At 53.0% G+C, this 15,511-nt stretch carries 14 protein-coding genes; 7 read left to right on the top strand and 7 right to left on the bottom strand.

Going from position 1 to position 15,511, the window contains the following annotated elements; all coding sequences use genetic code 11:
* Both ACO1NT_RS11395 and ACO1NT_RS11390 read right to left on the bottom strand, forming a co-directional pair.
* A partial coding sequence (locus tag ACO1NT_RS11395; RefSeq protein ID WP_449048751.1) for a DUF7133 domain-containing protein occupies positions 1–743 on the bottom strand: 743 nt, incomplete at its 3' end.
* Between the two features lie 82 nt (positions 744–825).
* Complete coding sequence (locus ACO1NT_RS11390) at positions 826–2,271, bottom strand: right-handed parallel beta-helix repeat-containing protein (RefSeq protein WP_449048750.1); 1,446 nt, start codon at positions 2,269–2,271, stop codon at positions 826–828.
* A gap of 247 nt (positions 2,272–2,518) precedes the next feature.
* Here ACO1NT_RS11390 and ACO1NT_RS11385 point away from each other — a divergent pair, with 247 nt between their 5' ends.
* The 5 genes from ACO1NT_RS11385 to ACO1NT_RS11365 all read left to right on the top strand — a co-directional run bounded on the left by ACO1NT_RS11385 (position 2,519) and on the right by ACO1NT_RS11365 (position 6,058).
* Positions 2,519–3,763: a sulfite oxidase gene (locus ACO1NT_RS11385; protein ID WP_449048749.1), complete on the top strand. Its 1,245-nt coding sequence runs from the start codon at positions 2,519–2,521 to the stop codon at positions 3,761–3,763.
* Positions 3,760–4,185 carry a hypothetical protein gene (locus ACO1NT_RS11380; RefSeq protein ID WP_449048748.1) on the top strand — a complete coding sequence of 142 codons (426 nt, stop codon included), beginning with the start codon at positions 3,760–3,762 and terminating at the stop codon, positions 4,183–4,185. The genes ACO1NT_RS11385 and ACO1NT_RS11380 overlap by 4 nt, the downstream gene beginning before the upstream one ends.
* Positions 4,186–4,267: 82 nt before the next feature.
* The gene (locus ACO1NT_RS11375) at positions 4,268–4,495 is read left to right on the top strand and encodes a MoaD/ThiS family protein (protein ID WP_449048747.1); all 228 of its coding nucleotides are present in this window, start codon (positions 4,268–4,270) and stop codon (positions 4,493–4,495) included.
* Positions 4,496–4,497: 2 nt separating this feature from the next.
* Positions 4,498–5,607: a ThiF family adenylyltransferase gene (locus ACO1NT_RS11370; protein ID WP_449048746.1), complete on the top strand. Its 1,110-nt coding sequence runs from the start codon at positions 4,498–4,500 to the stop codon at positions 5,605–5,607.
* The gene (locus tag ACO1NT_RS11365; protein WP_449048745.1) at positions 5,600–6,058 is read left to right on the top strand and encodes a molybdenum cofactor biosynthesis protein MoaE; all 459 of its coding nucleotides are present in this window, start codon (positions 5,600–5,602) and stop codon (positions 6,056–6,058) included. Before ACO1NT_RS11370 ends, ACO1NT_RS11365 begins: the two co-directional genes overlap by 8 nt.
* Before the next feature lie 42 nt (positions 6,059–6,100).
* Here the strand turns inward: ACO1NT_RS11365 and ACO1NT_RS11360 are convergent, their stop codons facing one another.
* Together ACO1NT_RS11360 and ACO1NT_RS11355 are read right to left on the bottom strand one after the other, a co-directional pair.
* Entirely contained in the window at positions 6,101–10,189 is a 4,089-nt protein-coding gene (locus tag ACO1NT_RS11360; RefSeq protein ID WP_449048744.1) for a glycosyl hydrolase family 95 catalytic domain-containing protein, read from the bottom strand.
* Between the two features lie 151 nt (positions 10,190–10,340).
* Positions 10,341–10,781, bottom strand: coding sequence for a WxcM-like domain-containing protein (locus ACO1NT_RS11355; protein ID WP_449048743.1), 441 nt, complete (start codon positions 10,779–10,781; stop codon positions 10,341–10,343).
* A gap of 173 nt (positions 10,782–10,954) precedes the next feature.
* Between ACO1NT_RS11355 and ACO1NT_RS11350 the strand changes: the two genes are divergently transcribed.
* Positions 10,955–11,203: a hypothetical protein gene (locus ACO1NT_RS11350; protein WP_449048742.1), complete on the top strand. Its 249-nt coding sequence runs from the start codon at positions 10,955–10,957 to the stop codon at positions 11,201–11,203.
* Positions 11,204–11,296: 93 nt separating this feature from the next.
* Here ACO1NT_RS11350 and ACO1NT_RS11345 read toward each other — a convergent pair whose 3' ends face one another.
* Positions 11,297–11,959: a YczE/YyaS/YitT family protein gene (locus ACO1NT_RS11345; protein WP_449048741.1), complete on the bottom strand. Its 663-nt coding sequence runs from the start codon at positions 11,957–11,959 to the stop codon at positions 11,297–11,299.
* Positions 11,956–12,984: a sialidase family protein gene (locus tag ACO1NT_RS11340; protein ID WP_449048740.1), complete on the bottom strand. Its 1,029-nt coding sequence runs from the start codon at positions 12,982–12,984 to the stop codon at positions 11,956–11,958. Before ACO1NT_RS11340 ends, ACO1NT_RS11345 begins: the two co-directional genes overlap by 4 nt.
* Before the next feature lie 557 nt (positions 12,985–13,541).
* Here ACO1NT_RS11340 and arr point away from each other — a divergent pair.
* Positions 13,542–13,955 (top strand): NAD(+)--rifampin ADP-ribosyltransferase, encoded by a 414-nt coding sequence (gene arr, locus ACO1NT_RS11335; protein ID WP_449048753.1) that lies wholly within the window; start codon positions 13,542–13,544, stop codon positions 13,953–13,955.
* Here arr and ACO1NT_RS11330 read toward each other — a convergent pair.
* Positions 13,948–15,507 (bottom strand): MGH1-like glycoside hydrolase domain-containing protein, encoded by a 1,560-nt coding sequence (locus ACO1NT_RS11330; RefSeq protein WP_449048739.1) that lies wholly within the window; start codon positions 15,505–15,507, stop codon positions 13,948–13,950. The two genes, arr and ACO1NT_RS11330, sit on opposite strands and share 8 nt — an antisense overlap.
* Between the last annotated feature and the right edge of the window lie 4 nt (positions 15,508–15,511).

The raw sequence follows: 15,511 nt of genomic DNA, 5'->3' as shown, positions 1-15,511 counted from the left end.
TCCATCTCGGTGCCATCGGGCCGCACGCGCAGCACCCCACCGCCGAGCATGGTCAGCTTGGTGCCGGCACGATCCGTCGCATGATGGAAGCCGAAATCGCCCACGGCAATGTATATCCAGCCATCGATACCCAGTTGGATGCCGTTGGTGGCATGGTCGGTACCCCGCTCGGCAAGGTAGGTGGGGTTACTCAAGCCGGTAATCAGCGGCTGTGCAGCACTATCGGCCACCCCGTCGTTGTCGTTATCTTCAAATACGATCAGGTCCATGTTCTCGGCTTTTTCCGTCTCGGCCGAAAAGCGCGTATGCAGCACGAACACTTTATGGCCCATGGCCAGGATACCACGTGGATTATCCACCCTGGCAAATTCGGTATGTGTATCGAGGATGCCATCGCCATTGCAGTCGATGAGTTTAACGATCGCACCGTAGCCCATGTCTTTGCCCAGGGACCCCATTTTGTCTACGCCCACATATACGTCGCCCAGCGCCGAAACAGCCATGCATGCGGGGCTCGGCACCAACGCGGCATCCGCAAACACGCGGATATCCAGGTCTTCCGGCCACTTCAGGCCGGCCGCCAGCGAGTCGGTCATGGCCGTGTACTGGTACGTGGTCGCCGGGTCGCACTTGCGCGTTTCGTCGGTACAGCTCCAAAAGGCTATAACGGCCGTAAGCGCGTAGGCGCCCCACTGAACAGATTTCGTAAGATAGGTTGGCAATGTGTTGGTCAATTTATCCATTTGTTTGTAAAATTCACTTTTAATGCTAGCAAACTTAGATAAAGTTACTAGGTAATGCAACTTCTAATTTGTCGCGTCTAATTTATCGTATTCCGCTCCTCAGCAAAAACTCCCTCAGCGCATCCATGCCCGGATGCCCCACCTTTTCCAAGGTGACGAAAAGCGGGTCGCCCAATCCCGGTGCCGGGTCGTCGGGTCGGGCAATATGCTTACCATGGTACAGGTTGTGCCTATAAAAAGTCCGGGTGGCCTTCCCGTCCGCATAATCAACCGGCGACAGCGCATAGAAAATATTATTAGCGATCAACGTACTGTCGGGATAGCCGTGCCAATTGTCAAAAGCGATCAACGTACTGTCAGCATCGGGATGCCGGTGGGCCGGCACCAACAATACGTTGTTATATATTTTCGTGTTAAAGGTCGGCCCCGGCAGATGGATCACCGGTGAAAAACCGGCATGCTTTCCGGAAACGCGACCGCCATCGTTCACGCTCACGTTATAGCGCACGATGGTGCCGGTGTTGCCCACGCTCGATCGGGGGCTGGCACTCCCGTCGTTGCATACCAATAAAAACCCGCCCTCGTTATCGTGGCTGTAATTGTATTGGATGAGCGTGTTGCGGCAATTCCAATCCGAATCAAAGCCCTGCGCGTCCCACGGTGCTTTGTGATCGCTCACCTCGTTGAATTGGATAACCGTGTTGTCACAGCTCCAGGGCCATATCCCAGCGGCGGCTTCGCCATCGGGCAGCAACCGCGGGCAATCGCGCATCACGTTCCACTCAATCAGTGCCGAATCGCAACCAATGGGCACGATGCCATCACCCGGCACACCTTCCAACAGATTATGGCGGATGACGACAGCAAGGCTGGGATGCCAATTGTCGCGGTTCCAGTATCCGTTGATGAGTATGCCGTTGCGATGGGTACGTTTGATGGTGTTGTGTTCGATGGTGAGCCCTTCATACCACGAGGGGGTATCGCGGCCTCCGTTTTTAACGATGATGCCCGCGCCGCCGCCTTCGTCCTTCACTAGGCTGCCATTGACGTCGTGTATATCCAAATCGCGGAGCGTGATGGCGCGCGCCACGCCGAAGTCCTTAATTTCGACGATGACCCCGGCCCTGCCGGCCTCCCGTTCGGGCCCATGGTTGGAGATATCGAGGCCCGAGAGTTGCCACCCCGATACGTTATAGAGATGTACGGCCGCGAGGAAGCGGCCGTGCGCCTGCAAACGCGGTTTGTACCCTTCACCGTAATTGGCTACCACGATGGGCTGTGCTTCCGAGCCTGCGCCTTGAGGCTTGAGTTGGCCTTCGTAAATGCGGCCCGCGCGGAACAACAAGGTGTCGCCCGGCTGGAAAGTGGCTCGGTTCACGCGGCCGAGGGTCCGCCACGCCCCGATGGAATCCCGGCCCGAGGAGCGGTCGTCTCCATCCCGCGCATCCACATAGTACGTGTCGGCATACGCCCCCCGCACCAGCAGGCAACAAGCCATCCATACATATAATATTCGAATCGTTGTCATACGATACTCCCTGCATTTTTGGGTCATAGATGTGTTTTACGCAACGAACAAAACTAACTATTTCAAATGAATGTCGCCATCACTCGGTCGTGCGCCCACGTAGTATTCCACGGTACCCCCCCCATCCAGCATCGACGATCGGTTGTTGGATAGTGATATCCCATTTTTCTAATGAATGTAAACATGCTATATTTACACCACCACTAAATGTTGATTTTGTAAACGAAGTGTTGATCATAATAACGCGATGAACGATTATCATAATAGAAGGGGCTTTCTTAAAAAAAGCGCACTCGCCACTTTAGCGAGTCTCGTAGGCACCCACGTAATGTTCGCCGAAAACATACCGGCAAAGGTGACACCACTGCCGCTACTAGGTGACCCGATTGATGGAAAAGACCCGGGAATGGTTGTCCTGAGCGATCGTCCGTTGAACATGGAAGCCCCGGCACATCTTTTGGATGACCCGGTGACCCCCGTTGACAAGATGTTCGTCCGTAACAACGGTCTTCCTCCTTCGGAAGAATCAGTCGATCCGTCGGCATGGACGCTCACCATCGAAGGGGAGTCGGCAAAGCAAAAGCGCACGTATACCATTGCCGAGCTTAAACAACGGTTCAAGCACCATACCTATCAATTGGTATTGGAGTGCGGTGGCAATGGACGATCGGGTTATTACCCTCCCGCTTCTGGAAACCAATGGACCCAGGGCGGGATACACTGTGCTGCATGGACGGGCGTAAGGTTAAAAGATATCCTTGCCGATGTAGGACTAAAGGATAATGCCGTTTACATTGGCTATTATGGAAAGGACCTCCACCTGAGTCGCGAAGCTGGGAAAGTCGTTATTTCGAGAGGCGTTCCCATTAAAAAGGCATTGGAAGACGAAACCCTGGTTGCTTGGGCAGTGAATGGGCAGGATATCCCATTGGTCCACGGGGCTCCTCTCCGCTTGGTCATCGGCGGGTGGCCCGCATCCACATCGGGCAAATGGTTACATACCATTTCGGTCCGCAACATCGTACACGATGGACCTAAGATGGGGGGATCTAGCTATCGTGTACCGGTTATGCCCATCCAACCCGGTGAAGAAATCGAAGTCACGGATAAAAACTTCCGTATCATCGAGTCTATGCCGGTGAAGTCGTTGATCAGTCACCCAAAATCCGGCGCCGTCCTCTCCTCCAGCAGGGTGCTTTCGGTAAGGGGCCATGCGTGGGCGGGAGACCTCGAAGTAACAGAAGTCAACATATCGATAGACTATGGCTGCACCTGGCAGAAAGCCAGTCTCAATGCGCCAAAAAATAGGCTTGCCTGGCAGCAATGGTCAGCAAAAATCGATTTCCCCCAAAATGGGTACTACGAAGTATGGGTAAAAGCTACCGATACCAAAGGGGTATCGCAACCGATGGTGATGCCCCAATGGAATCCGAAGGGCTACCTAAACAATGCATGCCACCGAATCGCTGTAAAAGTAGCCGTATCATCATGAACAGATGTAGAGCCATCCGTACAGTAGCCGCATCCTTGCTAATTGCCCTAGGTATTTCCTGCGTATCAGATTTACGAAATAACCAAACGGCTGCAGACACCACTACCACGACTCCTTTGGCGGATACGCTGCATTATGACCCCCACACCGGACTGGTAATTGACACCAACCTGGCCCTCGTAGTGGCCAATTGTTCGGCTTGCCATACCACTGACTTGATCAAAGAAAATCGGTTCACGAGAGACGGGTGGGTAGCCAAAATACGATGGATGCAAAAAGAACAGAATTTGTGGGATTTGGGGAAAAATGAAAAAAATATCCTGGATTACCTGGAAAAATACTACTCGCCGTCAAGCCTCGATGCACGGGCCCAAATGAGGCGCGAACCGCTGAAGGATATACAGTGGTACGACTACCCATAGTGGAGGTGCCCTACGCACCGTTACAGGTGAAGAATTGAAAACATTTAAATCGTATTCGATAGATCGTTTTACGTAATAAGAGATGACAATAAACGTATTAACATTTGGTTCGGTTACAGAGATTTTGGAAAAAGAATTTAATGCCCAGGCCCCCGACACCGATACCCTAGTGGCTCTGCTGATTGAAAAAAACAGTGAGTTGGCCAATCGCAAGCTATTATTGGCGGTAAACCATACGATCATCCAAGAAAACACCTTGCTAAAGGAACATGATGTCGTGGCCATTATGCCGCCCTACTCAGGAGGATAACCGTGGAAAACAACGATCGCTACTCCAGGCATTACAGGCTGAACGGTTTTGGTCACGATGGACAATCAAAACTCCAAAAAGCCAAGATCTTAATCATCGGTGCCGGTGGTTTGGGCTGCCCGACAATGCAGTACCTAGTCGCCGCTGGCGTAGGCACCGTGGGCATTGTAGACCACGACCATATCGAGCTCAGCAATCTTCAACGTCAGGTGTTGTATACTACGAACGACGTAGGTCTACTAAAAACAACTGTTGCCGCTGCAAAACTCAGGCTGCTCAACCCCGAAGTTTCCATACACCAACACCCCCTGTTCTTAGTGGCCGATAATGCCGTTGACCTCATCGAGCCGTATGACGTCGTCGTGGATTGTACGGATAATTTTGCAACCCGGTACCTACTCGCCGATGCCTGCAGGCTTCTAGACAAGCCCCTGGTCTTTGGAGCCATCTATCAATATGAGGGCCAAGTGGCTGTTTTTAATGTAGCCGACGAGAAAGGTGTAAAGACGACGTATCGGCATTTGTTTCCCTCCCCGCCAAGTCCGTTGGATGCTCCCGACTGCAATGCTACGGGCGTTCTTGGGGTATTGCCCGGCATCATCGGCACCCTACAGGCCACCGAAACCATTAAACTACTCACGGGTATCGGACAACCCCTTCACAACAAGCTGATGACCATCAACCTACTTGACAACCGACAATGGGTATTCGATATTCCGCCTACTTTGCCCTACGACGTATTCTTCCCCGCTTCTTTGGAAGCGTTTAAAGCGATCGATTATGAAGTATACTGTGGACTAAAGGCAAGCGCAGTACAACCCATTACCGGGGCAGATTTATTAGCTATCCACCATCAGCCGGATGTGCTTGTCGTGGACGTCAGAAATCCTGAAGAGCTCCCCAAATTGGCATTCAGCCACCTTCAGATCCCCCTTTCAAGATTATCAGAACAATTACATCTATTAAACAAGAAACATATTGTTGTGGTATGCCAATCGGGGGTGCGCAGTTTGGCAGCAGGAACTTTACTCGTTGAGAAAATTGGAAATAGTAGTCAGATAAGTAATTTAATGGGGGGTATAAACTCCCTGGTGCAGGGTAATAATGGATAAAGGGAAAAAGGATATATTTGTTGAAGGTGCTATCGCACCCGTGTTTATTGCGGATCGTATCGCCAAACACGCCTCTAAAAACGGTATTGGCGCCCATAGCATCTTCCTCGGGCAGGTAAGGGCCGATAAAGTAGGAGACAAAACGGTTTCCTCGATCGAGTACTCTTGTTATGGAGATTTGGCCAATGTGAAAATGGCAGAAATAAGGGAATCGATATTTGACAGATACCATTTGACATGTATGCACGTTTACCACAGTTTGGGAACTGTTCATGTGGGTGAAATATGTCTGTTTGTATTTGCCTCATCTGCCCATCGTAGTGCTGCCATCAGTGCTTGCGAAGAAGTCGTTGACCGCCTAAAGAAGGAGTTACCTATCTGGGGGAAAGAGCTATTCGAGGATGAATCACATCAATGGAAAGTAAATACAAACAGAAACCAACCGCAATGACCGACTTGGGTCGCCATTCCGGCACTATCGGACATGTTGCGATCAGTTCACCCGCGAAGACACCGTAATGCGTTCCCCGGCTTTGGTTTGCAAAAAATAGGTATACGTTTCTTGCAGGTCCAACTCCGCTAACTCCTGTTCCGAATGATCAAGGTATTCCTCGGTCCGGATCGGCATCATCAACGGATTGATGGCCTTGTCCGTTAATAGAACGCCGCCTTCTATCGCCAAGGGCACGGGGCTTTTCAGCGGCAGCACGCCATCGTTATGGGCGGTAATGGTGGCCGATGCCAGCGCGTGGTTGTCCCAGTAAATATCCACCTCAAAGGCGCCCCTCGTTCTTAGCCCTTCAACACGACCGCTCGCCCATTTACCCGGCAAAGCAGGCAACAGATGGAGGTATCCGTCGTGCGATTGCACCAACATTTCCGCGATGCCGGCCGCCGCCCCGAAATTCCCATCGATCTGGAATGGCGGATGCGCATCGAACAGGTTGGGGTAAGCGCCCGAGCCGGCATAGGCAGGATCATTCTCCTTCACCAGATGGATCAGCTTCGACAATATGGACAGCGCTTTATCCCCATCGTACAAACGTGCCCAGAGGTTCACTTTCCACCCCATCGACCAACCCGTAGCCTGGTCGCCCCGGCGCTGCAATACGCGCTTTACCGCCTTCGCCAATGTCAAATTTGTACTCGGGGTAACCTGGTTGCCGGGGTGGAATGGGTAGAGGTGCGACACATGGCGATGGTGGATATCCTGGTCTTTGAAATCAAACTGCCACTCCTGGAGCTGGCCGAACGCTCCGATTTGGTAAGGCAGCAACTTTTTGAACTTCGCGGCAATTTCCGGTTCGAGCCCGTCATCGATACCCAGGATTTCCAAGGCTTCGAGATACCGGGCGAAGCTTTCCCGGATGATGGCCATGTCCATGGTCGGGCCGGGGCTCAGCGTGGCGCTTTTCCCTTCACCATATAAAAACCGCTGCTCGGGCGAGTGCCCCACCGGCGTAACCAGGTAGCCCTCATCGTTGGGTATGAGCCAGTCCTTGTAAAAAACCACGGCACCCCGCAGCAACGGGTATACCTCATTTTCCAGAAACAGCGTATCGCCGGTAAAAAGATAGTGCTCCCATAGATGGCTCGTAAGCCATCCGGCGACCATTGGCCAGAATGAACAGGGACATATATCCACCGGATCGGCCTGCCGCCAGATGCTCATGTTGTGGTTCCCCATCCAGCCCTGGCCGCCGTAGATCCTGGAGGCCGCCTCCGCTCCGTTTACCGCCAACTCTTCCACCGCATCGAAAAGCGGCCGATGGCATTCGGAGAGATTGGTTACCTCCGCCGGCCAATAATTCATTTCCAGGTTGATATTCATGGTATAGGCACTTGCCCAGGGTGGTATGATCTTGTCATTCCAGATGCCCTGCAAGTTGAGTGGCTGCCCCCCTTCCCGGGAGCCCGAAATCATCAGGTATCGCCCATATTGGAAAAATAAGGCAACCAGGTCCTCGTCCCCCCCTTTCGCATATTCCAGGATACGTTGGTCTGTCGGTAGCACCGACCGGGGCGACTGTTCGTTCAAACGGAAATCAACGCGATCGAATAGACGCGTATAGTCTTCGATATGGCGCTGGCGCAGGTCATGATAGGTCGAATGCCGTACCTTCGCCATCTGCTGCCCGGTCCTTTCGGCGGCAAGGGTTGGGAACAGGGCCGGGCTGGTCTGGAAATCCTGGAAGCTTGTGGCCGCTGTCAGGTACAACGTAAATTGCTGGACGTCTTTAACCGTGATGGCACCGTCTTCGATGAACATCGCACCCCCCGTGTGTTCAAACGTCACCCTATTCTGGAAATACATCCCCAGCCCGTCCACTTCATCCGCATACAGCACCTGCTTCGCGTGGGGCTTCCGCGACCCGTCCGCATGGAAAATCTCGGGGTATTTCCGCTGGTCACCCACATTTTCCACCTGGTCCAGCGTCCTCCGCAAAACAAATCCGGGCGCGCGCCCATTCAATAGGTAATGGTTCCCCTCCGAAGCGATCTGCATGGTGGGTCCATGCGGCGTGGATAGCCTTATGCTGCCGTTGATCTTACCGGCACCCTCAGCGCTCATCCTGAGCACCAACACCCGGTCGGGATTTGATGTGAATACCTGGCGCTCGTATTTCGTCCCGTTGACGGTATACTCGACCCCGGCAATGGCCTTGGAGATATCCAAATAGCGCCGGAAATGATCCACTTCCCCCCCATACGTGAAATCCAGGAACAAATCGCTCATGGGCTGGTAGCATTCCTGGGCACGCCCCAGCCATTGCTCGCTTATCACTGCCTGCGCTTCGGCATATTTGCCCGCATCCAGCAGGGCGGAAACCGTATCACCGTACGCCTCCATGGAGGGCACTTTGTAAGTGGCGGTCGGGTCGCCCGAATAGAGCGTCACCTCATTTAATTGTATCCTCCCGTGCTTCGGGTCGCCGAAAACCATCGCCCCCATAAACCCGTTCCCCAGGGGCAGTGCCTCCGTCCAGACTTGGGCCGGCTCATCATAAAAAAGTAGGTCGGTGGCGTCGCCAGATAAAGGTTCCATCGTCAACGGTTGGCCGGTGCGCTTTACCACGGGCATGGGCGCCTTCCATTTCTTTAATTGGCCGGCCAAGATAGCGGATAGCTTTTCTACAACCTCGGGGTTGCCTTGGGCCAGGTTTTGCGTTTCGCCGATATCCGTGCTGAGGTCGTAAAGCTCCTTACGGCCATCCCGCATGTGGTAGATGAGCTTCCAATCCCCCTTGCGGATAGCCGACTTGTAGTTGATACCCAGGTTATCGTTAGGTTGCCATTTATTGGGATAATGCCATATGAAGGTCCTTTCCTGGGCCGTCGTTTGCGGATTTTTCAACATGGGCACAAAGCTCTTTCCATCAACTTGCTGAACCGTCTGGTAACTTTCAAGGCCGGCCATTTCCAGAATACTGGGGAAAAAGGCCTCGATGATGACCGGTTGTCCGGCCACCGACCCGGGGCGCACCACACCGGGCCATTTCACCAGCATCGGCTCCCGTATCCCCCCTTCGTACACCGACCCCTTGCCCGCCTTCAGGGGCAGGTTGTGGCTATGTTCCTCGCCCGAGCGCGGCGGGACCATGCTCAGCCCCCCATTGTCGCTCATGAACAGGATGATGGTGTTTTCCCCGACGCCCTTTTCGGTCAGGTAGTCCATGATATCGCCCAGGCTCTTATCCATGCCCTCTATCAACGTAGCGTAGCTGGCCTCGGTCGAATCAAGGCCGGCGTCGAGGTATTTCTGTAGAAAGCGGTGATCCGCCATAATCGGTGTGTGCACAGCGTAGTGTGCCATGTGCAGCAAGAAAGGCTCCTTCCGCTGTATAGGGACCTCGATGGCCTTCAGTGCTTCCATCGTCAATGCTTCCGTCAGGAAGGTATCGGTACCGTAATATTCCTCCAGGCCGGGCACGGCCTGCATCTGGGCTTTCCGTGGCATATTGCCGTAGTTGTGCTCGCCCAGGTAGCTTTGGGGATGGCCCGCCGAATGCCCGGACACGTTGACCATAAACCCCAGATTGAGCGGGTTGGCCCCCGGTGTACCGGCGGAGCCCCAATGCGCCTTACCCACGTGCACGGTGTAATATCCCGCCTCTTTGAGCAATTGCGGAAAGGTGGTGGCATATACCGTCCGTGGCGTCTCCGGGCTGTTGCTCAGCCCATTGATGTTCCAAGGGGCGGGTTCGAATTGGTCATCTTCCGCGTCTGTATTCCGGCTGGCCATAGGCGAGGTCCAGTTCGTTACGCCATGGTGGGCCGCATTCATGCCGGTCATCATACTGATGCGGGTCGGCGTGCATACCGGCGTGGCATACGCGTTGGTGAATTTAATGCCTTCCTGCGCCAAGCGGACCATATTGGGCGTATGGTACCGCTTGTTCAATGCCGTGGCACTATCGCCAAACGGAACAGAGGTGTCCATCCAACCCATATCGTCAACCATGAAAACCACGATATTCGGCCGCTGTTGTGCATTTGCACGAAACACCAAACCGATAAGAAGCAAAGCGATTAAAAAGGTGGGCTTCAAATTCATCTTTTCCTTGTAGGCAAATGGGTTCATCAGTTAAGCATTAACGCACACCCATGGGGGCGAAAAACAAATATAAGCGGTTACCGTTAGCCATCATTCGTTAAAATTAGCATAATATTCAACAATACACGCTAAATCACGCCATCGGTTGCCCTCGAAATGGGCAATGACTGGGAATTGGTTAGGACGATTGGGCGTTGCCTCGAATAAAATAATCTGCCGGATAGGTGTAATCATCGTTCTTGGCATGCTCAATACCGTAATCGGCGAACACCAATAGCCTGCTGCCCGGCTCCAACGCTTGGAAGGCCGTACCGAACCCTACCGGGACGTGTACCACCCGCTGTTCCCCGGCCCGCATCATCGTTTCTTCGACGGCTAGCGCTCTAGACGGTCCGTTCCAGTCGTCTATCTTAACGGTTTTCATGGAAAACGCACCATCCAGTACGTAGAACCAGCGTTGCTCAATGCGGTGTGCCCGCCAACCGCGGATGGTTTCCGTATCCTTATTTTCAATGATATAAAATCGTTTCACCGCCGTTGCATCAAAATCATTGACAAACCGAATGCTGCCCCGGTGATCTTCGGCGATCCCGCCCTGTATAATGCCTATTCCTTCCATCAGATTAGCTGTTCATATCAAGCGGCCGCAATTTATAAAAATATACGTAAATCAATTCAGTCCAACCATCTCTTACTTTTAAGTCTAATACTTTTCTTATATTTGCTAAGCGTTATAGCTTCGTCTTCATGCACGCTACAGTGCACAAAGACGAAGTAGAAAGGAAATAGACAATGACTACACTGTTGGTAAATATCGATAACGAAAAGGATCTCCCAGTATTGAAAGAAATCCTAAACCGGTTCGGTTTGAAATACAGGGTCGACCAACAAGCTGAATTGACTAAAGAAGACGAGGTTTTGTATCAGCGATTCAAAAAAACCTTTAAGGAAATCAAGGATTGGGAGGCAGGAAAAGTGAAGTTACAACCGGCGAAGCAAGCCCTTGCTAAAATCGAATCCGAATTGGACAATGGGATTTGAAGTATTTTTCTCTTCCACTTTCCAAAAGGAGTTAAAGCGAATTGCGAAACTAAAAGACGAAGGGTTGTTATAACCGAACTAGGGAGACATCCCCTACTTTTCGCCGTTTACATCCCCATCGCTCGAACCACACAGTTCATTTTTCAATCGTGTAAAGAATTTCAGTGAAAACTGAAAAACGGGACTCATGATAAAGGTATAAAGAAAAGTCATCAGGAAAACGGGGCCTCCCAGCAGGTAGGCGACGAGCAGCACCGTACATTCAACGACCATGCGCGCTTTACTGACCGAAAGCCCGGTCCTTTCGGCCATGGAAAGCATAAAGCCATCGCGCGGCCCAGCCCCAATCCCGCCCGATACATACAAACCGCCACCCGTGCCCACGATGACGATTCCCACCAATAGCCAGAGGTAATCCGTCCAGCCAAAACTGGGGGCAGGCAATATATCCAGCCACAGAAAGATATCCATAATGGGGCCGATGAGCAGAGCATTCAGAAACGTTCCGAGGTTCACATATTTCCGACCGGCGAACAGGGATACGGTGATCAATATCAGGCCGATGATTACCGTCCATGTACCCAGCGAGAGCCCGAAGCGGTCGAAAAGGGCAATATTCAAAACGTCCCAGGGGTGCAGGCCCAGGTGCTGCATTTTCACGGAAATGGCAACCCCCAATGCGAAACACACCAGTCCGGAAAAGAAAAAGCCATAACGGATCAGCCCATTTCGGTTCATGCCCACGAAGACACTCATTTCCGCCAAAGGCCCTCCAACGGTACCGTTGTGAAATAAATACTTGTCCTGCCCTCGTGCGATGAATAATAGGAAAACCACAGTTTATTCTTATAGATGGCCATCCCGGGGTAGCTGTTGTCGCCCTTGGAGGGCAGGTGTACGGCTTCTTTCAATTCTGTGGCCGCATCACCGGTCAGGATAGCCGTGTACGCTTCCGGCTCGTATAACCTTCCGCCTACCACCAGCCGCTGCTTTTTATCGAACAGGAAATTGGGGCCACCCAATTGATAAGCCAATTTCTCATAAGCCCATGAAGTGAATGGTGCCCGGCTGGTAGCCATTACCGCCTTCCGATCTCCGGCCTCCCTGCGGATGAGCACATGCATGGTGCCGTCTTTATGGAACCGTATGGTCGCTTCGTTCGGCGAGCCGTCCAAATCGAGCGCCGACACCCTTTTGAACCGCCTGCCATCGGTTGTCGAAACAAGGTATAACGCCGATGCCCCGCCGTTTTCGCCGGAGCCGCCCCCATAGTCGATGCCATAGCCCACGCCACGATGCCAGGTAACGCGCCAAATCCAGCTGCCCGAAGCCTCGGATCCGTCCTCAAAAACAACATCGTCCGGGTGGGAAAAATGCATGCCTGTTTTGTCGGAAAACGACACCCGCGGGGCGAAGCCCTTGAGCTTCTGCCCTTCGTAGATCGAGCCGCCCATCATCACCATCAGCTGCCCCGACGGCGTGATGGAAAGTTTTGGGTCCCTTAAGTCCACTCCTTCCTTTGCCAAAACCGCTACGCTCTCCCAACGGTTCCCGTCGACCGAACTGATGATCCGCACCACACCATCGGTTCCCTGCCCATGGGGCACATGGGACGCGCCTTCGCGGAAAGAACAATAGAATTTCCCATTGAAGCGGATCAGATCGGTAAACGCGTTATGCCCGCCTTCGTCCCAGATTTTCGTTACAGCCACATCGGGAGCCTGCTGGCAAATACCCGATTTCGCAGCGATCAATAATAACAAAATGGCTACTCTTTTCATTCAAAAATAATCTATTCTTAACGGCCTCATGGAACCTTTTCATCGGGGTTTTGACCCAAAGCGGAGTAAAGATAAGACTTTAATTTTCGGATGCAAATTGGGGCTTAAGCACTTTCAACTTTCCAATTCGATGCGATTGCTTTATTTTACAACGGCAATTATTGCCTGAAATGTTCTTGCCTTTGGCCGGAGGCCCCTACATTTGTGTTTCACAAAAAAAACGACACATGGAATTCAATCCAAGCAATCCCGTTGTGAAGCGCTGCCTTGAAGGCATGGACATGGCCGAAAAAGGAAAGCCCGAAGTGGCGCGCCGGTTATTCCTCCAAGCTTGGCACGAAGCGACGGACGACCTCGAAAAATTCATTGCCGCCTATTATGTTGCCCGGCATCAAGGAGGCCCCGCCGACAGGCTGCAATGGTACGAAACGGCGTTGCAGTTTGCCCTGGCCATAAATGACAGCTCCGTACATAGTGCTTTTGCCTCGCTTTACACCCATATTGCCCAATGCTATGATGCATTGGGCAAGCCCGCACAGGCCAAGGAACATAAAGAGCTGGCGGCCACGTTTGCAGACAGACCGGCTGACACCGGCCCTTTCTACCACGGCACCCGGGCCCATCTGGAGGTTGGCGATTTGCTGACTGCCGGGCGCCTATCCAATTACCACCCCGGCGTGGTGATGAACCACATTTACTTCACGGCGATGGTAAACGGGGCAGGATTTGCCGCGGCGCTGGCGAAGGGCGACGGCCACGAACGCGTTTATGTCGTTGAACCCACCGGGAGCTTTGAAAACGATCCGAACGTGACGGATAAAAAGTTCCCCGGCAACCCTACCCGTTCGTACCGCACCAAGGCGCCGATGAAAATCGTCGGTGAAGTAACCGAATGGGTGCGGCAAACGCCAGCTGCCATACAACAATTCCGCAAAAAACTGGCCGAAAACAAGGGGGAGATCATTAATTGAATGTAAAATCGCCTGTCGGCTGTATGCCATTGGAAATTTCGTAGGCCGCCGCACCGTGTTGCCGGTTCCGCTTCACCTTCATCCGCTTGCCATCAGCTCCGGTAACCCGAACGCGTCCCTTGGACTTTTCCGGAACGCCCACCACGACATTCATGTCCTGCGATGCACCGCTTACCACATACGAAATACGGGTGGCTTCGCCGCGGTAATCGATGTGCACCGCCAAGCGATCCCCATTGGGTAGCATCAGCCCTTCGAGCGACATCCGCTCTCCTGCCAGGGAAGGGTCTAGGTTGGGCCGGATGCGAATCGTATGGGTCTGCCGGTCGACATCGATCCCGAAGATTTCCTCTATCAGTATCTGGATATATTGCGCCGCAGACCACGCATAGCGCTGCACGCCATGGCCGCTCCCGTCTGTGGGATTGACAAACTCGGTGTAGTTATTATTAAACATCCGCACCGTTTTCAGCGCCAGGTAAGCCGAGAGGTCAGGCCGGCCAATATCTTCCAACCCTTGAATAATAACCGCGTTCCGCAGTGTCCACACGCTTCCCGACCAAGACGGGGCCCCGTTGTATGCCCCCTTGGTTTCTGTATAAATGGCAGCAGTCTTGGCCGCACTCGTCACGGCGTTTGCCGACCAGTTAAAATAATCATCGTCGGTAAGCATATCAACCATCCGCCCGATGCGCGACCGCGGCGCGATATGCATCCGGAAAGGGTCAAACGTGTAGGCTATCAACGTGCTATCCCGTTTCTTGTCGATCACATGGTAAGCATAGTAGGCGCCCCTGCGCTCATCCCACATATACCGGTTTATGGCCGCACGCAGTTCCGCCTGGTAGGTGGTATACCGGGCATGGTCTGCCGTATGGCCGAGTTCTTCCGCCAGCGCGGCCACGATATCGCAAGCGATTACCATTTCTACATTCAAGTCTACTTGTGCCACGGCTTTCAACTGCTTTTCGACCGGCGGGAAAGACTCTTCAAACACACCGGTTATCAGCCCCGTTCCGGCGTCTCGCCGCTCGTCGGAAAACCACCAATCGAGGTACGCTTTCAACATGCGGTACACGGTTGATTTCAGTTCCGCATCGTCCGATTGCCGCAGCACCGCATGCGCTGCCTGGAATAATTTCGGCAGCGAACTGCAGGTGGGGTAACCCGCCACCGCATCGTACCCGTACAGCGGAATCCTGCCATTATCTTTCTGCACACTGACAAAGCCCCGCAGCATGTTTTCCGAAAAACGCTGATCGACCCATTTCGTTGCCTGTAAACTCAGCGACGCATCGAGCTGCCACCAACACCCGCCATAATGGCCACCGGGCGCTATAAATGGCTGGCTGAAGCCAAACCGCGGTTCATCGACCACCAAGCATTCACGCAACACGTTGAAAGCATCACTAAAATCGGCCTGCGAGATGCCCGGAAACACAATTTTCGGAACCACATCCTTCCCGTTGATATTGATTGTGGGTTGGCCCATGCCCGGGTAGGGTAATAGACATAGCATGAACAATCCCCGGATGATCTTTTTGAAACACATATCA

It is taken from the genome of Parapedobacter sp. (genome assembly GCF_053550995.1).
The sequence above is the reverse complement of the archived record's forward strand: the minus strand, read 5'-3'. Positions and strand labels throughout refer to the sequence as shown.